Below are 21,563 nucleotides of genomic sequence, written 5' to 3'. Positions count from 1 at the left end.
GTCAATGTCCGGTTTGCGCCGCGCGCGGATGCGCGAGGCATTCGACGGGCAGCAGCCGGCCGCCGCGGCAACAGCTGCAGACCTCGTCGGCGCTGATGGCCGAGTGCGCGAAGTTCGTGGTCAGATGCCGCTCGCTATAGGCGCGCACCGTGCGTTCGATGTCGCGATCGTATTCGGGGCTCACGTAGTGGATGCCGCCCGTGGGGGCGGCGAGCAGCGTGCCGTCGCGGGCGATCAGCGTGCCGTCCTTGAATACGTAAGCCGGCCGCGAGAACATCCGCTCGCGGTCGGCTTCGTCGCGATAGACGGCGATATCGGCGGCTGCGCCCACGCCGAGGTGTCCGCGGTCCGCGAGTCCCAGCAATTTCGCGGGTCCCGCGCGCGTGACGATCGCGATCTCATAGAGCGAGAACTCGCGTTGCAACTCGGGCAATACGCTCGCGACCTGTGCTTCGGGATGCAGCTTCGCGAGCTGCTCCGCGCGAAACGTCCGGTCCATCAGCAATCGGATCAAGTGCGGGTAACTCGTGAACGGGCCGCCATTCGGATGGTCGGTCGTCATCGACACGCGCCACGGATCGTCGACGAGCAGGAAGATCTCGAGTCCGATGATCCATTGCAGCGCGTTCACATAGCTTTGCTCGCGATAGCGGAACGGCACGACGCCGCAGCCCGCATCGCATTCGATGTCGCCGAGGACCCACTTGCGCGGCTGCGCGAAGGGCGCGTTGCGCCACTGCATCATCGTATCGCCCGAGGCGGTGACGGTCTGGCCGAAGATGACCTGGCCCACATCGATCGTGACATTCGGCCGTGCATTGACGGCTTCGGCGATGGCCCGCGCGCCGGACGAGAACTTGCGCGGGCCCTCCACGCCATAGCTGTGGAACTGGATGTGCGTCAGGTGAATCGGCAAGCCTTCGGCCGCATCCATCGTCGCGATCGTCGAAGCGACGTTGCCGGGCACGCCGAGATTGCTCGTATGAACGTGCAGCGGGTGGGGCACGCGAAGCTCGGTGAGCGCGCGCGTGAGTGTGCGCACGACATCGCGCGGCGTCACACCGTAATGGACGTGCGCTTCATCGATATCGAGCGCGCGCTGATTGAATTTGAACGCCGAAATGCCGCCCGGGTTGACGACCTTCACGCCGAGCGCTTTGCTGGCGTCGATGGTCCAGCCGACGTAATCGCGGATGCGCTCTTCGTGTTCATGCGCCGAAAGCAGCTGCATGAACAGGTCGTCGTTGCCGAGCATGACGTAGGCACCATGATCGATGATCGGCGTATCGCCCATCTCCAGGTGCGTGTGGCGCGCATTGCTCGGCATCATCGCGGGTTCGAACGCCGCGGTGTAGCCCATCTCGGCGTATCGATAGCCCGTCGCCAGCGTCCCGGGCGTACACGTTCCGCACGAAGGCAACCGCAGATAGCGGCCTGCCGTGTCCGGTGCCGCGGCAACGTCGATGTCCGGATGAACGCCCTCGGTCGCGATCTCGCGGCGGCGATGGTCCTCCGGCAACAGCAAGCGCGAGAGATTGGTCTTGCCCCCGCCGATATGCGAATGCAAGTCGATGCCGCCCGCCATCACGATCATGCCCGTCGCGTCGTATTCTTCGTCGACGGGGGCGCCGGCCTCGTGCGCGACGATACGCCCGTCGCGAAACACGATATCGCGACGTTCGCCGTTCACGCCGTGCGCAGGGTCGTAGAGCATGCCGCCTTTCAAGCGAATCGTGGTCATGGCTGCGCTTTCCCCGCGCTATGTGCGTCGCTTCGAGCCAGTCGGTCTGCGATGCCCGCCGCGATCGCGGCCATCGGCGCCAGCGAGAATCCGCGCGCGGCCTTGAGCGGCGCGACGACGGAGCCGTCGAGGCGAAAGAGGTGTCCCGGCGCGTCGATGCCGGGGGTGGCCGCGGGAATGAACACCGTCGAAGCGCCGCGTGCCTTCGCCGCTTCGGCCAGCGCCGGATGGCCGATCACGATGGCCGGAATCGGCGCGGCCAGCGCATCGGGCCAGCGAGTGGGTGCGAAGGTGCTGATCCAGACCAGCGCGTCTGCGCCGCCGTGAGTGAGCAAACGATCGGTTCGCAGGCGGTGCGCGTCGTGCTCGAGTTCGGTCTGGCCACGAGCGAGCTCATCGTGCCCGATACGCGGGACCCGTAGCGGCAGCGGCAGTCCCGAGAGCCAGGTGACGGCCTGGTTGGCCGTGAGCGCGCCGTCGTCGCCGGCGAGGGCGAGCGCACCCGCGCGCGTCGTGCGATTGACCGCCTTGACGATGCGCTGCAGTCCCTCGATCAGCAGCGCCGGCTGCGAGCCGGGCAGCGCGGCCGGTTCATAGACGAGCGCGGTATAGCGCGCAGCCGCGATGCGAGCGGCCAGCGCCCCGAGCACGTCGACGGCTGCGCGCCCGTCGTCGCGCAGCGTAGCGAGTGCGGCCGCCGGACGTCCTTCGGCCAGCGCAGACCAGAGCGCGACCAGATCGAAGGCGTCGACATGCGGCAGCATCGTCTCGGTCAGCACCTTCGGCAGACCCTTGGCCGCGGGGTCCGCCTCGCAGCCGACAAAGACCAGCTCACGCGCAAATCCGGCAACACCCAGCGCGCGCTCGTAAAAGCGCGGGAAGTGCTCGGAGGGACAGCAACGGAAGAAGATCAGCAGGTCGGCGCGCGAGCGGATTTCCGAGAGCGTGGTGAAGAACGCCCCGCGATCTTGCATCACGCGCGTAGCGGTACTCATCGCGACACCATGCAGATGATCGAGCGTCGCCCCGCATGCGGCGGCCAGCGCATAGAGCTCACGGATGCCGGCGACATCCGTGGCGAGGCCGCCGAAGAGCGGCCGGCGCGCGCTGGCGAGCATCTGGGCGGCGCGCGCGAGGGCCTCGTCGTGCGATGCGGGCTGCCCGTCGATCGTCGCAGCGCTGCGCGCATCGTCCGCGCGATAGCGACCCAGCGATTCGCTGAGCCGCTTGCAGGCGCCAGGCGCAGCCGTGAGCGTGCCGCCGGCCTCGACCGTGAGCGTCAGGTCGTCGCACAGCAGCGGACAGAACGGGCAGGTCCAGTCGTGCACGGTCGTCGGTGCGACAGGCCCGGCGGCGCCGGGCGCTCCAGCGCTCGAAGGATCGGGAGACGAGTAGGGCATGCGGGGCCATCAAGCAAGGCCTATGCCGAGTCCCATCGCAGGGCGCGGTGCCCCGCTTCGCGCGGGCGGTTTCGATCGGGGGTTTCAGTTCGGTGCGCGAGCGAGGCGATACCGATAGCGTTCGACGCTATGCGCGCTGCTTATGTGCCGCGCGCACAGGTTGTTTGCCGTTTGGGGCAGAGTGTCACAGGCCAGGCGCTGCGGTGTCGTGTCGGGTTTTCGGCGCGCCTTGGCCGGTTGCCGATGGCATGGAACTTGTGTATCGCACTGCCGTGGCGGCTCGGCGGTGTCTAGCGCTCAGCGTCGAGCCGTCCGTCGTGCAGTGCCGAAGCAATCAGCCATGCCGGTGCGCCGGATCGGGCCGCCGCGGCGAGGTCGCGCCGATCACGGATGCCGCCGGCACCGATCACCGTCGTACCGATCGGTGCCGCGTCGCGCAGGCGCTGGAAAGTATCGAGATCAGGGCCTGCGTAGCTGCCGACCTGATCGAGCGTCATTGCGATTACGCGAGCAGGCCACGAAGCTGTGCCGCGCTCGAATTCGCTGACGCAAGCAGCAGGCGCGACGAGTTGGCCGGCGCGGTAATCGAGCGACAGGATCGGCGCAAGGCCATCGGCAAGCGCGGCCTCGAGCGCGTTGGGGTCGCGCAGCGACTCGGTCCCGAACACGGGGACGAGCCGCGCGCGGGGGGCGGACTCCGAGCAGGTCACGGCTTCATCGATGCGGGCGAACGTTGCACGCATCGAGTCATAGTCTGCGAAGCCCGCATCGAGCCATATCTCGATGTCGGGCATCGTGACGCGCAAGGCCGCGAGCGTGTGGGCATGATCGCCGCGCGCGAGGATCGCGTCGAGATCGGCGACGTAGAGCGTGCTGGCAGCGCTTGCGGCGGCGAGCGCGGGTGCAAGGAGAAGCGGGTCGCTCGTCGCGGCGAGCGGCGAGCGGATTGGACGGTAGTCGTCCCGACGGCCGCGCACGGCGCGCACGGCTTGGCCGCCGAGCAAGTCGAGAACCGGTATGACCAGCATGAGGTGGGTCCTTTGAGCAAGATCTTCGTGTACGAGTATCTCACCGGCGGCGGCCTCGATCCCGCGTTGGCGCGCGAGGGCGGCCTCGCCGATCTCGGCGCGTTGATCGGCGAAGGCCGGATGATGCGCGATGCGCTCGTGGGGCAGCTGCGCGAGATCGACGGCCTGCAGCTCACTTACGCGAGCTCGCGCTTCGAAACGCCGCGCTCCGGCACTGGGTACCGTCTGCCTGGCGATGGCGAATCGATTCCCGCCTTCGTGGGCCGCCTGGCGCGCGAGCACGATTACACGTGGGTCATCGCCCCCGAATGCGACGGCTTGTTGCTCGAGCTGCACGACGCCGTCGGAAACGAACGTTGGCTGGGCTGCTCGCGCGAGGCTATCCGGATCGCATCGAGCAAGCGCGCGACCGCTTGTCGTCTGGCTGCGTCGGGCATCGCGACAACGCCGGCGCTCTCGCCCGTCGAGCCGGCCGGGGCCTCGGAGGCCTCGCGGCACAGCGAGTGCGAGGCCGGCCCGTGGGTGGTCAAACCCGACGACGGCGCAGGTGCGCTCGACACATTCATCTTCGATTCGTTTCCCGCCGCATGCGCGGAGTACGACTCGCGCGCGGCGGTCAACCGAAACCCCGTGCTCCAGGCATGGGTCGACGGCGAGCCGCTGAGTCTGTCGTTGATTTGCTGCGAAGAGGGCGCCGAGCTCGTCAGCATCAATCGTCAGGACATAGCGGCGACGTTGCGGCACGCGCCGGGCGCGCCGGCGCGGATCGTCGAGTTCCGCGGCGTGCGGGCGGACCAGCTCGACCTCGGCAGCGCGCGCGGGCGCACGCTCGCTTCGCTCGCACGACGTATCGCCGACGCGATGCCGGGCCTGCGCGGCTTCGTCGGCGTCGATGTCGTCTGGCACCCGGTGCGCGGTCCTGTCGTAATCGAGGTCAATCCGCGCTTGACGACCGCCTATGCGGAACTTGCCGCAACGCGCGGCCGCGGGCTGACCCAGGCGCTGCTCGCGGCGCACGGTGTGAGGCTTGGGCGACCCGCCAGCAGGGCCGTTGTCGGCGCATTGGCCGAATGCGGGGTGCGTCCGTGAACGGCCGGGGCGTCGCCGCCGGGCCCTACGCGCTCACGTTCGGCTGGGATGTCGGCGGAGCGCATCTGAAAGTCAGCGCAACGGGCATGTCCGGCCGCATCGACGATGTCGGGCAGTGGGCCTGCCCGTTATGGCAGGGGCTCGACCATCTGCATCGGGCAATCGACCTCGCCCTGGCCCGGTGGCCCGCCGCTGCCCGCCCCGATGTCCGGCACGCCGTGACGATGACGGGCGAGATGGTCGATCTGTTTGCGAGCCGAGAGGAAGGCGTGCGCGCAATCGCCGAGGCCCTCGCCGCACGGCTGGGCCCGCACGTGCGGTTCTACGGCGGCGATGCCGGGTGGCTCAGCGCGCAACATTGCGCCGATGCGTGGCGGCATGTGGCCTCCGCGAACTGGCTCGCAACGGCCAGTTGGCTCGCAACGCGCCTGCCCGACGCGGTGCTCGTCGATATCGGCAGCACAACGACCGACATCGTACCGATCTCGAATGGACGGGTGGTGGCCGAGGCGAGAGACGATGCGGGCCGGCTCGCCACCGGCGAACTCGTGTATCAAGGCGTGGTGCGCACGCCACTGTGTGGGCTGGCGCAACGGGTCGCGTTCGGCGGTACGTTCGCCAACGTCATGAACGAGTGGTTCGCGACGACGGCCGACGTCTACCGCCTCACGGGCGAACTCGATGCGGCGCATGACGTGCACGCGAGCGCCGACGGCGGCCCGAAGACGGAGGCGGCGAGCCGCGTGCGCCTTGCCCGCATGATCGGCCGCGATGCGCGCGAGGCGAGCGACGCCGACTGGCTGCGCTTCGCGCTCAGGTGGCGCACGCTGCAGCTGGCGCAAACCGGCATCAACCTCGAGCGTGTCGAGGGCCACCACGACGGGCTCGCATCGGCGCCGCTCGTCGGGGCCGGATGCGGGCGCTTCCTCGTCGCGGCGCTGGCGCGCGAGCGCGGCCGCCCGTACGTCGATATCGGCGCGCTGACGGGCGCATCGGGTCAGTGCGGCGACTGGGCCGCCACGTGCGCGCCGAGCGTGGCGCTCGCGCTACTGGCGGCCCGCGCCTCGCCGTTCGACGCAAGCGCGCCGGGCGTGGCGGCGCGTCGTAGCTGAACACCGGCGCACCGGGGCGGGACATCAGCAAACAGCAATCATCGATGCGAGGAAGATCATGTGGGTGGTCAAGATCGGGGGCAGCCTCAGTCACGACCCGGCGCTGCGCGGCTGGCTGACGGAGCTCGCGGAGATGGGCGGTGGCCGGGTCGTGATCGTGCCGGGCGGCGGCGATTTCGCCGACAAGGTGCGGCAATACCAGGCCGAATGGCGTTTCAACGACCTTGCCGCTCACAACATGTGTCTGCTGGCGATGACGCAGTACGCACTGATGATGCAGGGGCTTTCGCCCGAGCTCGTGCTGGCCTCGAGCGAGGCGAAGGTCCGCCGCGCGTTGCGCGACGGCCGCGTGGCGATCTGGGTCCCGACCGCACTGATGCGCGACGAGCCCGATGCGATGAGCAACTGGGATACGACTTCGGACAGCCTCGCGGCGTGGCTCTCGACGATGCTCAACGCGGAGCGCCTGATCGTGGTGAAGTCCTGCCCCATCGAGCTTGACGAGCCGATCGAATCGCTCGCCTCGAGCGGCATCGTGGACCGGCGGTTTCTCGGTTACGTCAAGGATGCCAACTACCTGGTGGAGTTTTTCAACAAGGACGACATCGAACGCGTCCATGAGCGGCTGCTGAACCTGCCGGCCGCGTGGGCCGCGGACCGCGTCGGCGGCGCGGCCTGAGGGTGGGTTGCGCGCGCGGCGCGCCGCGAATCGAGCCGGCGGACAATCTCCGCGGCTCGATCGTGCGCCAGCCGCCCCCTCAGGCGTGCGGGGCGGGCCTTGGCGCGTCGCCGGGTGCGCCTTCGGCGAGCGTGGCAGCGGGAGGATGCAGCGCTTGCGCCCACTGCGTCACCCGCTGCGGATCGAGCGACGAGCCGCGTCCGTCCACGCACAGGGCACCGCGAAAACCCGCGATATCGGGCGCCAGCGCGCGAATGCGCTCGAGTTGCGCCCAGCCGAGCGATCCGGCGATGCCGCTCATCGCGCCTTGCTTGCGCGCGAGCCCGAGCCAGTGCCCGAGCGTCTCTTCGTCGACATGATCGAAGAGCGTGCGTCCGTCTTTGGCCGCCGTGTCGAACATGACGCCGACGAATCCGAGCGACGCGGCATGCGCGACGAGCGCGGCATCGATCCCGGCGTCCGCGAGCAGCACGGGCACCACGGCGGCCGGCAGGCTCGCGAGTGCTTCGAGGCACCGCTTTGCGCCGGCGCCCGGCGTCACGCCGACCTTGACGTAGTCGACTCCGGCCGCGCTCACGTCCATGACGCGCGCGGCCACTTCGTCGACGTCCTCGCTATCGATGTCGCCGATGGTCGCGCTGATCGGCTTCACCGCATACTGTGCGCGCAGCGCGGCGGCAATCCTGCCGATCTGCGCGATGGGCAAACCGCCGAGCGCACCGGAGCGCGGCTCCTTGAGATCGATGAGTTCGGCGCCGGCGTGAGCGGCGGCAAGCGCCTCTTGTTCCGAGCGAACGCTCGCAAGCAATGCGGTCATACAAACTCTCCAGGGTGAGTGGGGATGTCAATGATGGGCGCGCCCGCCCAGCGGTGTATCGACCGTAGCGGGGGCTGCGCCCACTGTTGTGGTGGCGCGATGGCGCGCGATGGCCGCGACGAGCCAACTCCAGGCGGTGCGCTCGCGCTCGCCGGCGGTTTTGTCGATGGCGATCTGCAGGTAGGCCATTTCGCGATCGACCTTGTCGGCAGGCAACATGAACAAGCGGCTCACCAGCACGGCGCCTTCGATGACGGCCGCCTGCGCGCGATTGAAGCCCGCGAAGGCCTCGTGCTGCTCCTGGTGCACGGGTTTCATGCGCAGCACGGGGCGCTGAGCGTCGTCCTCGATGCGTTCTAGCTCGAATTCCGTGTGGGCGAGCGATTCGGCAAGACGCACGGTCGCGACGCGCGTGGCCGCGATCGTCGGCCAATCCGTCGCGCAATGCGTGACGCAGCCGGCGAAGACGCGGACATCGGTGGTGAAGTTCAGAACGGCCGCACGCGTGGCGACGATGTTATCGAGCGTGGCGGACGGCCGAAATGGGGAAAGAACAGCGAAGCCGTCCTCGTAGCGCACCCCCATCGGGGCAATGTGGGGCCGGCCGTCGGGCGCCGCAGTGGTAACGATCGTCTCGAAGATCATGGCGGAGGTCATCACGGTGCACCGTGCCGATCGGCCGGCCGGGTTTTACGAAGGGACAGCGGGCTCCGGCGAAGGGGCCGCATGACGCGGCCCGCGCTTGGTCTTAACGATTCGCGATATACATCGTGATTTCGAAGCCGAAACGCATGTCGGAGTAGCTAGGTGTCGTCCATTGCATCGAAAGTCCCTCCATTCGGTCATTGGGAAGTGCCGCCGGCGGGCCCGGCAGGTTGCCGGGAGTCGAGCGGCGAGCGTCGGTCACGCAAGCTTCGTGCCGAGGCGCGAAGCCGCATGGACCTGCGCACAGGGTGCGGTGCCTTCAACTCGTACGACGTGCGTGCAACCAGTATGACAGGCGATGGGCAGGTTTGCACGGTTTAGCGTGAGCCCCGCGGTGTGACGAAAACGCAGCAAAGTGTTTCAGGCGTGGCCGATTGGAACATCGCCTGTTACAGCCCGTTCCGAATCGGGACAGTGCAGTGCGGGACCAACCGATCGACGCATATCACGCAATCGCGCTTCGTCATCCGCAATCGATAACGCATCGCTTAATGCTCACGAATGAAATCGTGATTTCCCAACGCATGCGTGCTCCCCTAGAGTGCAACTCAAGCGCTTGGCCACTCGCTGCAAAGCGCGCCGAGTCAAATTCGAGGACACGTCATGAACGATTTCAGCAAGGCAGCCGTCGAGCCGGCACGCACTCCGCGCGAGCGATATGCCGCCGGCGTGATGAAGTACCGCGAAATGGGCTACTGGCAGCCGGACTACACGCCGAAGGATACCGATGTCATCGCGATGTTTCGAATCACGCCGCAAGCGGGCGTGGAGCCCGAGGAAGCGGCGGCCGCCGTCGCCGGCGAATCGTCGACGGCGACCTGGACCGTGGTGTGGACCGACCGCCTGACCGCATGCGACATGTACCGAGCGAAGGCGTATCGGATCGAGCCTGTGCCCGGAACGAGCCAGGGCGATCCGCAGTACTTCGCCTATATCGCTTACGAGCTCGACCTGTTCGAGGAAGGCTCCGTGGCGAATCTCACGGCTTCGATCATCGGCAACGTGTTCGGCTTCAAGCCGCTCAAGGCGCTGCGTCTCGAAGACATGCGCATCCCGGTGGCTTATCTGAAGACGTTTCAGGGCCCGCCCACGGGCATCGTCGTGGAACGCGAGCGGCTCGACAAATACGGGCGGCCGTTGTCGGGCGCAACCGTGAAGCCGAAGCTCGGCCTGTCCGGCAAGAACTATGGGCGTGTCGTCTATGAAGGCCTCAGGGGCGGGCTCGACTTCCTGAAGGACGACGAGAACATCAACTCGCAGGCCTTCATGCACTGGCGCGACCGTTTCCTCTTCGCGATGGAAGCCGTCCATCGGGCGCAGGCCGAGACCGGCGAAGTGAAGGGCCATTACCTGAACGTGACGGCCGGCACCATGGAAGACATGTACGAGCGGGCCGAATTCGCGAAGGAACTCGGGTCTTGCATCGTCATGATCGACCTCGTGATCGGCTGGACCGCGATTCAATCGATGTCGAAATGGGCACGGCGCAACGACATGATCCTGCATCTTCACCGCGCCGGCCACGGCACCTATACGCGGCAACGCAATCACGGCATTTCGTTTCGCGTGATTGCCAAGTGGCTGCGCATGGCCGGTGTCGATCATGCCCATGCGGGCACGGCGGTCGGCAAGCTCGAAGGCGATCCGCTTTCGGTACAGGGGTATTACAACGTGTGTCGAGAGGCGCGCAACGAAGTGGACCTGTCACGCGGCCTTTTCTTCGAACAACCCTGGGCGGGCTTGCGCAAAGTGATGCCGGTGGCATCTGGCGGGATTCATGCAGGCCAGATGCATCAGCTGCTCGACCTGTTCGGCGACGACGCCATTCTGCAGTTCGGCGGCGGCACGATCGGGCATCCGGCCGGTATCCAGGCCGGGGCCACGGCGAATCGGGTGGCCCTCGAAGCGATGGTGAAGGCGCGCAACGAAGGGCGCGACATTGCCAACGAGGGGCCCGACATCCTGGAGGCGGCGGCGCGCTTTTGCACGCCGCTCAAACAGGCACTCGATACGTGGAAGGACGTGACGTTCAACTACGCATCGACCGATACGCCCGACTATGCGGTCACGCCGAGCGTGGCTTGAGCGCGATCAACCCACGCGAAATCACCGCGAACCAACGAGAGGTTTTGTCATGCGAATCACGCAAGGGACGTTTTCCTTCCTGCCCGATCTGACCGACGAGGAGATCGGCCTGCAGATCGACTATGCCCTCAGTCAGGGCTGGGCCTGCTCGGTCGAGTTCACCGACGACCCTCATCCTCGCAACACGTACTGGGAAATGTGGGGTCTGCCGATGTTCGATCTGCGCGACGCCGCCGGCGTCATGCAGGAAGTGCGCGCCTGCCGCACCACCTATCCGGATCGCTACATCAAGGTGAACGCCTTCGATTCGACGCGCAGCTTCGAGACGATGCGGATGTCGTTCATCGTGAACCGCCCCGCCGTGGAGCCGGGCTTCCGTCTGACACGGACCGATGATCGCAGCCGCATTCAGCGCTACAGCATGACGAGCTACGCGAGCAATGCGCCCGAGGGTCAGCGCTACGGTGCGAAGGGCTGACGATGGACTGCGCCCAAAGCGTCGATCTTGCCGGGCTTTATCGCGATTCCGGCATTGCGGCGGTGCTCGACGAGCTCGATCGCGATCTCGTCGGCCTGCTTCCGGTCAAGACGCGCATACGCGAAATCGCGGCGCTGCTCATCGTCGAGCGGGCCCGCTCGCAACTCGATCTCGCGAGCGGCGCGCCCACGCTGCACATGTGTTTTTCGGGCAACCCCGGCACCGGCAAGACGACAGTCGCGCTGCGCATGGCCGAGGTGCTGCATCGGCTCGGCTATATCCGTCGCAACCATCTCGTCTCGGTGACGCGCGACGATCTCGTCGGTCAATACATCGGACATACCGCGCCCAAAACGCGCGATGTCCTCAAGCGGGCAATGGGCGGCGTGCTGTTCATCGACGAGGCGTACTACCTCTATCGCCCGGAGAACGAGCGCGACTACGGCCAGGAGGCCATCGAGATTCTGTTGCAGACAATGGAAAACCAGCGCGACGATCTCGTCGTGATCCTGGCCGGCTACACGTCGCGCATGGAGACGTTCTTTCAGAGCAACCCGGGATTCCGCTCGCGCATCGCCCATCACATCGAATTTCCGGACTACGAGCAAGGCGAGCTGGTCCAGATCGCCGAGCGCATGCTCGACGGCATGCATTACGCGTTCGATGCCGATGCACGCGAAGCGTTTGCCGAGTACATCGCGCGCCGCACGCGCCAGCCGAATTTCGCCAATGCGCGCTCGGTGCGCAACGCGCTCGACCGCGCGCGGCTGCGCCAGGCCCGGCGTTTATTCGCACGCGCGATTGCGGGCGGCGCGCCCATCGATACGGCAGCGCTCATGCGCATCACGAGCGAGGACATCCGCGCGAGCCGCGTCTTCGACGAAAGCGTCGCAGGCTCGCTGCTCAATGGCGTCTCGCACCAGCCCCATGCGGGTACGTCGCCGCCCGGCCCGATTTAGAAACGATGTCAAGGAGAGCGCCATGCAGGACGGACGTACGACCCTTTCGAAGTTCCTGATCGACACGCTCGATCGGCAGCCGTCGCCCGTGGCGGCCGCGGGGCTCTCGGCCTTGCTGATCGATGTCGCCGCGGCGATCAAGACGATTTCGTCGGCGCTCACGCGCGGCGCGCTCGGCGGCAATTACGGATCCGCACAGTCGGTCAATACGCACGGCGAAGAGCAGAAGAAGCTCGATATCGCCACCAACGAGATCTTTGTCCAGCATTGCGAGTGGGACGGTCTGCTCGCGGCGATGGTCTCGGAGGAAATGGAGACAGTCTATGCGATCCCATCCGAATACCCGCGTGGCGAGTATCTGCTCGCGTTCGATCCGCTCGATGGATCGTCGAACATCGATATCAACGGCGTCGTGGGTTCGATCTTCTCGGTCCTGCGTTGCAAGGACGGGCAAAGCGGCGAGACCGGGTTCCTGCGCCCGGGCCACGAACAGGTTGCGGCCGGCTATGCGATCTACGGACCCTCGACGATGCTCGTCCTCTCGGTTGGCAACGGGACGCACGGCTTCACGCTCGAGCGCGATGTCGGCAATTTCGTGCTCACGCATTCGGACATTCGCATTCCCGACGAGACGAGCGAATTCGCGATCAACGCGTCGAACGAGCGGTTCTGGGAGGACCCGGTGCGCAGGTACGTTCAGGAATGCAAGGACGGGCGCACCGGCTGCCGCGAGCGCGATTTCAACATGCGCTGGATCGCGTCGATGGTCGCGGAGGTCCATCGGATCCTGATGCGCGGCGGCGTCTTCATGTATCCGCGCGACTTCAAGACCCCCGGCGTCGCGGGGCGCCTGAGATTGCTCTACGAGGCCAACCCGATGAGCTTTCTCATCGAGCAGGCGGGCGGTTCGGCGATCACCGGACGCGAGCGCATTCTCGACGTGAAGCCGCGCGCGCTGCACGAGCGTGTGCCCGTGATTCTGGGCTCGCGCAACGAAGTCGAGCGCATCGGCCGCTATCACCGCGAGTTCGATCGCGGTGAGGACAAGCCCTATACGTCTCCGCTTTTTCAGCCGCGTTCGCTTTTTTTGCCTGAGACGCCGGCTTGATGCGTTTTCGCGGCGTTTTTGCCGCGGGTTACGCGCTTGCAGCCAGATTCAGAACGACTTCCCGGAGACACGCATGTCCGTCAAGCACCCGATCATTGCCGTGACCGGCTCGAGCGGCGCCGGTACGACAACCGTCATGAAGAGCTTTACGCATATCTTTCGACGCGAACGCATCAACGCGCAAGTCGTCGAAGGCGATGCGTTTCATCGCTACGATCGTGCCGGTATGCGCGATGCGATGCAGCAGCGCGAGCGCGACGGTGTCATGAATTTCAGCCATTTCGGCCCCGAGGCGAATCTGCTCGAAGAACTCGAGACGCTTTTTTCGAGCTATGCCGGCGACGGCACGGGACGGTTCCGGCATTACGTGCACGACGAGAAGGAATCGGCTGTTTACCAGCAGCCGGCGGGCACGTTTACGCCGTGGGAGGACGTGGATCCCGGGAGCGATCTGCTCTTTTACGAAGGGCTGCATGGCGCGGCCGTGACGGGGACAGTCGACATCGCGCGTCACGCGGATCTGCTCGTGGGCGTCGTGCCGATCATCAATCTCGAGTGGATTCAGAAGCTGCATCGCGACCAGACGATGCGCGGCTATTCGCATGAAGCGGTGGTCGACACGATCCTTCGCCGCATGCCCGATTACGTGAACTACATCTGCCCGCAGTTCTCGCGCACGCACGTCAACTTCCAGCGCGTGCCGACTGTCGACACCTCCAACCCGTTCACCGCGCGCGAGATTCCGCAGCCCGACGAGAGCTTCGTCGTGATCCGGTTCGCGCGGCCCAAGGGAATCGACTTCCAATATCTGCTCACGATGCTGCACGACTCGTTCATGTCGCGTCCGAACGTGATCGTGGTACCGGGCGGCAAGATGGGACTTGCAATGCAGCTCATCTTCACGCCGATGATTCTGCAATTGATGGATCGCCGCGCGCGCGCCTGATGCCAGGAGGGACGACCGATCATGAACGCTGCAGCCCAAGCTCAACCCGCTGAAGGCAACGCCACCGCAATGATGGCGAACGCCTTGCGCATGCTCGCAATCGATGCGGTCCAGCAAGCCAACTCCGGCCACCCGGGCATGCCGCTCGGCATGGCGGAAATTGCAGTCGCGCTTTGGGACCGTCATTTGAAGCACAACCCGCGCAATCCGTCGTGGCCCGATCGCGATCGCTTCGTGCTCTCCAACGGCCACGGCTCGATGTTGCTCTATGCGCTGCTGCATTTGACCGGCTATGCGTTGCCGGTCGACGAGCTGCGGCGCTTCAGGCAACTACACAGCAAGACGCCGGGACATCCGGAGGTGGGCGTGACGCCGGGCGTGGAAACGACGACGGGCCCGCTCGGGCAGGGTCTCGCGAACGCCGTCGGGATGGCGCTCGCCGAGGCGCTGCTCGCGCGCGAGTTCAATCGGCCCGGGCATCGCATCGTCGATCACTATACCTATGCGTTCGTCGGCGACGGGTGCCTGATGGAAGGCATATCGCACGAGGCGTGCTCGCTCGCGGGTACGTTGAGGCTCGACAAGCTGATCGTGCTCTATGACGATAACGGCATTTCGATCGACGGGCATGTCGACGGCTGGTTCGCCGACGATACACCGGCGCGATTCGCCGCGTACGGATGGCACGTCGTGCGCGATGTCGACGGGCACGATGTCGATGCGGTCGATCGCGCGATCGTCGAAGCGCGCGGCGCGGGACGTCCGACGTTGATCGGTTGCAAGACGGTGATCGGGCGCGGCTCGCCGACCAAGGCGGGCACGCACGAGGTCCACGGTGCGCCGCTGGGCGCGGCGGAGATTGCCGCTATGCGTGCGGCGCTGAATTGGCCGCACGCGCCGTTCGTCGTGCCGGACGAGGTCCGTTCGTCATGGGATGCGACGATGCGCGGCGCGCAGGCCGAAGCGCAATGGACGCAGAGGTTTGCCGCCTATCGCCGGGAGTTCCCGCGCGAAGCCGTGGAGTTCGAGCGGCGCGCGAGCGGTGCATTGCCGCAAAGCTGGGCCGCGGCTGCGCGGATGATGGTGCGCACGGCCAACGACGCCGCGCAATCCGTGGCGACACGCAAAGCGTCTCAGCTTGCCATCGGCGCGCTGGCTGCCGCCTTGCCGGAGCTGCTCGGCGGCTCCGCCGACCTGACGGGCTCGAATCTCACCGACTGGGCGGCCGCGGTCGAGATCGGAGCCGACGACGGCGGCCTGCGCGGCGGAAACTATCTGCACTTCGGTGTGCGCGAGTTCGGCATGAGTGCGGTCATGAACGGCATCGCACTGCATCGCGGGTATCTGCCGTTCGGCGGCACGTTCCTCACGTTCTCCGATTACGCGCGCAATGCCTTGCGCATGGCCGCGTTGATGAAGACGCGCTCGATCTTCGTTTTCACGCACGATTCGATCGGTCTGGGCGAGGACGGACCGACGCATCAATCCGTCGAGCACGCGGCAAGCCTACGACTCATTCCCGGACTCGACGTGTGGCGGCCCTGCGACACCGTGGAAACGGCACAGGCGTGGGTGGCTTCGATCGAGCGGCAAGGACCGTCGTGTTTGTTGTTGAGCCGCCAGACGCTCCCGTTCGTGACGAGGACCGAGGCGCGGATCGACGACATCGAGCGAGGCGGGTACGTATTGCGAGACTGGCTTGGAGAGGCGGGCACCGCCGACGCCGAAGCCGGGCCGGGAGCAGACCAGGCGCGGCAAGCGAGCCGACGTGTGGTGCTCATTGCGACGGGCTCCGAAGTGGCGCTTGCGCTGGCGGCCATCGAGCCGCTCGCGGCGCAAGGCATTGCCGCGCGCGTCGTATCGATGCCGTCCACGACGGTGTTCGACAGGCAGCCCGCGTCGTACCGCGATAGCGTGCTGCCGCGCGAGGTACCGCGCGTCGCGGTGGAAGCGGGCGTCACGGCGTTCTGGCGTCAGTACGTCGGGCTCGACGGCGAGACGGTCGGTATCGACAGCTTCGGCGAGTCCGCGCCGGCGGCCGATCTTTTCGCGCATTTCAATTTGACGACGCAAGCGGTTGTCGACGCGGCAGGTCGAGCCGCGTCGCGCGCGTGGCGCTAGCTGCTGACGGTTTCGATCGATTCTTAACTTTGGGAAGGAGCCCGATCATGGCATTCATCGCATTGCGCCAATTGCTCGATCACGCGGCCGAGCACGGCTACGGCGTGCCGGCGTTCAACGTCAACAACATGGAGCAGATCCACGCGATCATGCAAGCCGCGGAGGCGACGGCGAGCCCGGTCATCCTGCAGGCGTCGGCCGGCGCGCGCAAATATGCGGGCGAGGCTTATTTGCGACATCTCGTGTTGGCTGCTGTGGAGGCGCACCCTGACATTCCGGTCGTGCTGCATCAGGATCATGGCGCGAGCCCGTCGGTTTGCCAGCAGGCGATCCGCTCCGGCTTCACTTCGGTGATGATGGACGGCTCGCTCATGCCGGATCAGAAAACGCCTGCGCAGTACACGTACAACGTCGACGTGAGCCGGCGGGTGGTCGATGCGGCGCATGCGGTGGGCGTCTCGGTGGAGGGCGAACTGGGCTGCCTCGGTTCGTTGGAAACGGGGCAGGCGGGCGAGGAGGATGGCGTGGGCGCCGAGGGCAAGCTCTCGCGCGATGAATTGCTGACCGATCCCGAGGAGGCGCGCGCGTTCGTCGAGGCAACGGGCGTCGATGCGCTGGCGATTGCCATTGGCACCTCGCACGGTGCCTATAAGTTCACGCGCGAGCCGACCGGCGACATCCTCGCGATCGATCGGATCGCCGAAATTCACGCGCGCATTCCGAACACGCATCTCGTGATGCACGGCTCGTCGTCGGTGCCGCAGGAGTGGCTTCAAACGATCCGCGACTACGGTGGCGAGATTCCGGCGACGTTCGGCGTGCCCGTCGAGGAGATTCGCCGAGGCATCGCGCATGGTGTGCGCAAGGTCAACATCGATACGGACATTCGGCTGGCGATGACGGGCGCGATGCGCAGGTCGTTTGCGCAGTCGCGCTCCGAGTTCGATCCGCGCGCCGCGCTGAAGGCGGCGACGGCGGCGGCGAAGGACATTTGCGTCCAGCGTTTCGAAGCGTTCGGCTGCGCGGGGCAGGCGGCGCGCATCAAACCGCTGCCGCTCGATGCAATGGCCAAGCGCTATCACTGACTGCTTGCCGCGGCGTCAAGTCTTGCGTGTCCGGCGTCGGGCGGCCCGGACGCGTGGGACTGCCGCGGCGGCAGCCCTACGGGGCGCCGAGAATGTCGCTCTCCGGGTACCACCGAGCGGCCGAGTGGACTTCTGGTGGCGGATCCAGGAATTCGCGAATAAATCGACGGAGCAATATCGGGACATTGTCCTGCCGTTCATTGATGACTTGAAGATGCGAAACACGCGTCGCCGTTGAGGCCACGCTTCTCGTCGGCCATTCGGATAAAGCGCAGCGCAAGGAAGCCGCGTTGTTCGATTTGGAACTCGGTGAGGGGCACGTTGTGCACCGCGATGTTCCGCGTCATCAAACGCCCGTTCCCTCTGCCTCCGGCCAAAGCCGCGGAAAAAGCCACCGAAACAGCGACAGGGGGATCGCCAGTGCAACCGGCCCGCGAGGACTGGGCGACGTGAGAATACCAATCTTGAAAAGATCGGCGAGCGTTCGATCGGCTGTGCGTCCAGCCAGTGCAGTCATCGCTTTGAAGCGCGCTCGGTCCATCGAATCGACTGTCGCGAGATAGGCGAGTGGTATTGCCGCCTCCGCCCGCAAAAACCGGGTGTCCTCGTCCTGGCCGAGTGCCGCAAGCATTTGCGCCAGACGCATTTCGAATGCATCGAGGTCGAGCATGCCGCCCATAAACCGGATTTGATCGAGGCAGATGCCAAGGAAGTATTCGATGAATTCGATCAATCCGCGCTCGGTAAGATTGCCGCGGCCATCGATGTCACCTTGACGCGGCTGGTCAGCTGCAATCAGCCGCTCATAGTATTGCGATTGTGACCGGGCCAGTCCGCGCATAGGTGACCACAGCCCGTGAGTGAGCCCGAGCGCGCCGAGTCCAATATGCGTGTGTAACCGTGCACTGCGGCCGTTACCGTCAAGGAATGGGTGAATCCAGGCCAGACGGTGATGAGCCGCAGCAAGTGCAATGACGGCAGTTTCGCCGGCGCGAGCAAACCGGTAGCCCTCATGCCACTTCTGCATGAAAGCATCGATGCAGCTTGGGTCGGGAGGGACATGGCGGTGCACTTTGACGCCGCGCGTGCGCCACTCGCCCGGACTGACAGCTGCGGTTTCGCCGTTGTCGCCCTGCTGAGCCAAATCTTGGGGTAGAAGTTGAGCATGCAGATGTCGATGAATCTCGCGCACGGTCTCCTGCGTAAAAAACGTCGTCGAATCGAACGATGTCCAGACCGTCTCGCTCCAGCGCTCTGTGTCGATATGCGCGATAGCGATGCGCTGACGGCGCGCCTCGTCCGGGCTGCGAGAAAAGTCTTGCCGCATGGCCCGCTCGATCAGTAGCGGTTCCGTATGCTGGCCCTCGATCTTGTTCGTGTAGTACGAATTCATCGGTCTGAGTGCCTCGCGCAGTAGTGCGCGCAATTGCGGCATGCCGTGTGCCGCGAGTTCGCCGGCGCCAGCGATGACCTCCGCTGCGAGTAACCGCAGGTCGTCGAGCTTATGCTCACCGGGCAGCATCGGGAGCATTTGATGCGGACTGTCGTAATGATAGGAACCGGTGGTTTCACTCATGAGTACGATGGGCGAGAAGCCATTTGGCGGCTATTGTGGCGGCTATTCTTGCGGGAATAGTTTGCAATTGTACAACAAAAAACGCTTTATATTCAAGGATATGTTGACGGTACTAGAAAATCGTGGCGAGTCTTTTGGCGACTAAGGTGGCGCGAGCTTGGAGCCGAACCGCTTGCCCAACTGCCACGCGATCTCCGCGTGTCGCAAGGTGCGGCCGCCTTCGCGCAAAGCGCCATTCTTTCGCTGTTGATCGTCGTGTCGCGCAGCGAAGATCGACATAGTGCTCTGTTTCGAGGCGCACCGAGTCGGAGATGGCACCCCACATTTTTTCATGGGGGTGGTGTCTTCCGCCCGGGCAGCGCGACGGACAGCATCGAAGGAATATCATGACGGGCGGACGCGTCAGCGAAGGCGGCATTGGAAAATCGGTCGGGCCGACCCATTCGGCAACGCATTGTGCGCCTGCCCCGACGGGCGCGGCCGAAGGGGCAAGCCCGCCGGCGAGTGCGCACCCGGCCTCACAGTCCGCGCAGTTCGCGGCGCTTGCTCCCCGAGCGTCGAGCTCCGGGCCACCCGTCGAACCGCGGGTGGGGCCGCCGCGTAACGCCATGTTGCCTCGGTCCACCACGACGTCTGCAACTGCCGATCCGGGCGATGTCCTGAATCGCGCGTTGGACCGCGGCCGGGCCTGGAAGCAGATGCTTGTCGCGGAGCATGGGGATGACGCGGATGTGGATCCAAGGCGCCGGCTCAGCCCCGAGCAGAAGGTGAAGGTCGCGCGCACCGTCATGGAATCCGCCCGCGAAGGGCTCCGCGCGCTCTCTGCTTTGAGAATACAAAGCAGGGTGAGCGCGGTCGACGCCGTCGAACATGAGAACGTGCTGTGGATGATGTTGTCGGCGGCGGCGGCGTCGGGCTTCGCGGGCCGCGAAGCCATGCTGGACGCGAGGTGGCAGCAGGACTTGGGGTTGCAGGCGGACCCCGAGGTTTCCGCCGTCTTGCGGGTTGCGTGGCGCGGCGAGAAACAGGATCTCGGCGAATGGGTCGGGATATTGAATGAACTGCGCCTGTATCGTGCGGCGATGGACGACATGGTGCAACGGATGAGAGCCCCGGAGGCGCCGAGAAAACTCAGGGAAAAGCTCAAAAGCTCGCTGCCGGTCGCCGTCTCTCAACAGTCATTGTGCGCGAGCGCGACGCAGTCCGTGCGCAGCGTGCTCATCGCCATCCACAGCGAACGATTGGCGGAGTTGGCCGAAGAGCGAGGACTGACAGACGTCGCCTTGCGTGTGGATGAACTGAGGGAGGCCTCGCGCTATCGGGGCGACGAAGTCAGTGCAGCCTTTACGGCGTTGAACGAGGCAGTCTGTGAGGCGGTGTTGGGCGCACCCCGCGGCGGCGGCGTGCCCCCGGAAGCGCTGAACAGACACAAGGCGTTGCTCGAGGAATTCGTCGATCAATACGATCGGGTCGGGTTGAAGCTGTGTCTCGATGTCGCCGCCAGTATCGAAATGGACGATGCCGGTATCGAACAGAATGACGCTGGCGAAATCTGGCGCGCTATGCTCGACACGGCTGACGTGGTCGCTGCGTATAAGGCGTGCGTGCTGGATTTGTGCGAAACCGTCCCTTCGAGCAGCCCCCCGCGAAGCGCCATGCTCACGGCGCCGGTAGGTGGATCGCCGGCCCCCGCGGCATCCTCGAGGCTGAAGCCCAAGCGCCGCAAGCCGGGCAAGCGCGCGGCCGCTCCGTCCGATACCGCGGCGGCACCGCCAGCCGCGCCCGTCGACTCGCGCACGCCGGCGCAAAGAAACGCAGACGCACTGTTGAAACGCTGCCCGGTCGATCATGCGACGGCGAAGCGACTGGATGCGGACGTCATCGCGGTTGCGCGTACAGTGGGTAAAGACACGAGTACGGCCGAGAAGCTGCTGAACGACGCCCGCTACGACGCCGTGCAAGTTGTCGATTACCTCACGGTGTCGGCACGAGACTGGTTCGGCGAAAGCGACCGTGTGCGTCAAGTGCAAGCATCGCTGAGCGAGCGCGATGACGACGAGCGGATCGCACAACTGACGGATCGTCTGGACGCGCTGAAGCTGCTCGAGCAAAACATAAAGACGTTCGAAGCCGATGCACTGAAGCAAGATCCCTTGCCCCGAGCGAAACACCTGAGCCGGCTGTTGAGCAGCGAAGAAATCGCCAGTGTGGGTGCGCCGGTCCGGCTACCGTCCGCTGGCGATACCGGCGAATCAGGTACATTGTTCGAGATCGCTATCCGGCCTAAACGGCTTTCCGATGGCCAGCATGTTGCGCCTTGGTTCGTGCATTTGCATACATCGAAGCCGGTGGAGAGCCAGACGTTGTCCGCGATGGAGTTCGGCGCCTTTACGGCAGTTCACTTGAAGACGGCCAAACAGAAGAAGCTCGGGCGCAACTGGGAGGAAGCGATGCGCGCGTGGGGCCATACCGAGGCCAAGGTGCATCGCGCTGCTATCAGTCCCGCGTTGCTTCAGGAGTTGTTCGCACGGGCGACGCCCTCGACGGAGCGTGTCACGGAGGCGGCGACATCATCGATGCCGGCGGCTCGCCAAGCCGGCGCGAGCACTGGCTAGCCACCGAAACCAAGAGGGA

The 21,563-nt window shown here is 65.6% G+C and carries 19 protein-coding genes; 11 read left to right on the top strand and 8 right to left on the bottom strand.

Annotated features, from left to right (window positions below; translation table 11 throughout):
- Position 1: 1 nt before the first annotated feature.
- The 3 genes from ACR9ZC_RS19865 to ACR9ZC_RS19855 form a co-directional block, all read right to left on the bottom strand.
- Positions 2 to 1,741, bottom strand: a complete 1,740-nt coding sequence (locus tag ACR9ZC_RS19865; RefSeq protein WP_481581613.1) for a formylmethanofuran dehydrogenase subunit A — start codon at positions 1,739 to 1,741, stop codon at positions 2 to 4.
- Positions 1,738 to 3,141 carry a molybdopterin-binding domain-containing protein gene (locus ACR9ZC_RS19860; RefSeq protein ID WP_481581612.1) on the bottom strand — a complete coding sequence of 468 codons (1,404 nt, stop codon included), beginning with the start codon at positions 3,139 to 3,141 and terminating at the stop codon, positions 1,738 to 1,740. The genes ACR9ZC_RS19865 and ACR9ZC_RS19860 overlap by 4 nt, the downstream gene beginning before the upstream one ends.
- A 290-nt stretch (positions 3,142 to 3,431) precedes the next feature.
- Entirely contained in the window at positions 3,432 to 4,169 is a 738-nt protein-coding gene (locus ACR9ZC_RS19855) for a HisA/HisF-related TIM barrel protein (protein WP_481581611.1), read from the bottom strand.
- A gap of 12 nt (positions 4,170 to 4,181) precedes the next feature.
- Here ACR9ZC_RS19855 and ACR9ZC_RS19850 point away from each other — a divergent pair, with 12 nt between their 5' ends.
- From ACR9ZC_RS19850 to ACR9ZC_RS19840, 3 genes are read left to right on the top strand one after another with little or no spacing between them, the layout of a single operon-like run.
- The gene (locus ACR9ZC_RS19850; RefSeq protein WP_481581610.1) at positions 4,182 to 5,258 is read left to right on the top strand and encodes an ATP-grasp domain-containing protein; all 1,077 of its coding nucleotides are present in this window, start codon (positions 4,182 to 4,184) and stop codon (positions 5,256 to 5,258) included.
- Positions 5,255 to 6,370, top strand: coding sequence for a hydantoinase/oxoprolinase family protein (locus ACR9ZC_RS19845; protein WP_481581609.1), 1,116 nt, complete (start codon positions 5,255 to 5,257; stop codon positions 6,368 to 6,370). The genes ACR9ZC_RS19850 and ACR9ZC_RS19845 overlap by 4 nt, the downstream gene beginning before the upstream one ends.
- A 58-nt stretch (positions 6,371 to 6,428) precedes the next feature.
- Positions 6,429 to 7,049 carry an amino acid kinase family protein gene (locus ACR9ZC_RS19840; protein WP_481581608.1) on the top strand — a complete coding sequence of 207 codons (621 nt, stop codon included), beginning with the start codon at positions 6,429 to 6,431 and terminating at the stop codon, positions 7,047 to 7,049.
- A gap of 79 nt (positions 7,050 to 7,128) precedes the next feature.
- On the opposite strand, the gene ACR9ZC_RS19835 is transcribed toward ACR9ZC_RS19840, so the two are convergent.
- The 3 genes from ACR9ZC_RS19835 to pqqA all read right to left on the bottom strand — a co-directional run bounded on the left by ACR9ZC_RS19835 (position 7,129) and on the right by pqqA (position 8,689).
- Positions 7,129 to 7,866, bottom strand: coding sequence for a (5-formylfuran-3-yl)methyl phosphate synthase (locus tag ACR9ZC_RS19835; protein WP_481581607.1), 738 nt, complete (start codon positions 7,864 to 7,866; stop codon positions 7,129 to 7,131).
- A gap of 27 nt (positions 7,867 to 7,893) precedes the next feature.
- Positions 7,894 to 8,511, bottom strand: a complete 618-nt coding sequence (locus ACR9ZC_RS19830; RefSeq protein ID WP_481582718.1) for a DUF447 domain-containing protein — start codon at positions 8,509 to 8,511, stop codon at positions 7,894 to 7,896.
- A gap of 103 nt (positions 8,512 to 8,614) precedes the next feature.
- Positions 8,615 to 8,689, bottom strand: coding sequence for a pyrroloquinoline quinone precursor peptide PqqA (gene pqqA / locus ACR9ZC_RS19825; RefSeq protein WP_331566094.1), 75 nt, complete (start codon positions 8,687 to 8,689; stop codon positions 8,615 to 8,617).
- A gap of 485 nt (positions 8,690 to 9,174) precedes the next feature.
- Between pqqA and ACR9ZC_RS19820 the strand changes: the two genes are divergently transcribed.
- From ACR9ZC_RS19820 to fba, 7 genes are all read left to right on the top strand, one after another.
- A complete protein-coding gene (locus ACR9ZC_RS19820; protein WP_481581606.1) occupies positions 9,175 to 10,656 on the top strand; it encodes a form I ribulose bisphosphate carboxylase large subunit in 1,482 nt (493 codons plus the stop codon).
- 49 nt (positions 10,657 to 10,705) lie between these two features.
- Complete coding sequence (locus ACR9ZC_RS19815; RefSeq protein WP_331565971.1) at positions 10,706 to 11,134, top strand: ribulose bisphosphate carboxylase small subunit; 429 nt, start codon at positions 10,706 to 10,708, stop codon at positions 11,132 to 11,134.
- Between the two features lie 2 nt (positions 11,135 to 11,136).
- A complete protein-coding gene (cbbX, locus tag ACR9ZC_RS19810) occupies positions 11,137 to 12,093 on the top strand; it encodes a CbbX protein (RefSeq protein WP_481581605.1) in 957 nt (318 codons plus the stop codon).
- Between the two features lie 22 nt (positions 12,094 to 12,115).
- A complete protein-coding gene (locus tag ACR9ZC_RS19805) occupies positions 12,116 to 13,201 on the top strand; it encodes a class 1 fructose-bisphosphatase (RefSeq protein WP_331565967.1) in 1,086 nt (361 codons plus the stop codon).
- A gap of 73 nt (positions 13,202 to 13,274) precedes the next feature.
- Positions 13,275 to 14,147: a phosphoribulokinase gene (locus ACR9ZC_RS19800; RefSeq protein WP_481581604.1), complete on the top strand. Its 873-nt coding sequence runs from the start codon at positions 13,275 to 13,277 to the stop codon at positions 14,145 to 14,147.
- Between the two features lie 21 nt (positions 14,148 to 14,168).
- Entirely contained in the window at positions 14,169 to 16,268 is a 2,100-nt protein-coding gene (gene tkt / locus ACR9ZC_RS19795) for a transketolase (RefSeq protein WP_481581603.1), read from the top strand.
- 47 nt (positions 16,269 to 16,315) lie between these two features.
- Entirely contained in the window at positions 16,316 to 17,353 is a 1,038-nt protein-coding gene (fba, locus tag ACR9ZC_RS19790; protein ID WP_331565961.1) for a class II fructose-bisphosphate aldolase, read from the top strand.
- Positions 17,354 to 17,550: 197 nt separating this feature from the next.
- On the opposite strand, the gene ACR9ZC_RS19785 is transcribed toward fba, so the two are convergent.
- Entirely contained in the window at positions 17,551 to 17,700 is a 150-nt protein-coding gene (locus ACR9ZC_RS19785; RefSeq protein WP_481581602.1) for a hypothetical protein, read from the bottom strand.
- Positions 17,700 to 18,929: a Fic family protein gene (locus tag ACR9ZC_RS19780; protein ID WP_481581601.1), complete on the bottom strand. Its 1,230-nt coding sequence runs from the start codon at positions 18,927 to 18,929 to the stop codon at positions 17,700 to 17,702. Before ACR9ZC_RS19780 ends, ACR9ZC_RS19785 begins: the two co-directional genes overlap by 1 nt.
- A 608-nt stretch (positions 18,930 to 19,537) precedes the next feature.
- Here ACR9ZC_RS19780 and ACR9ZC_RS19775 point away from each other — a divergent pair.
- On the top strand, positions 19,538 to 21,544 hold the full coding sequence (locus ACR9ZC_RS19775; protein WP_481581600.1) for a type III secretion system effector XopP: 2,007 nt from the start codon (positions 19,538 to 19,540) through the stop codon (positions 21,542 to 21,544).
- Positions 21,545 to 21,563: the final 19 nt, after the last annotated feature.

It is taken from the genome of Trinickia sp. HAY1-2D, from assembly GCF_056754935.1.
This window is presented reverse-complemented; position numbering and strand designations above follow the sequence as displayed.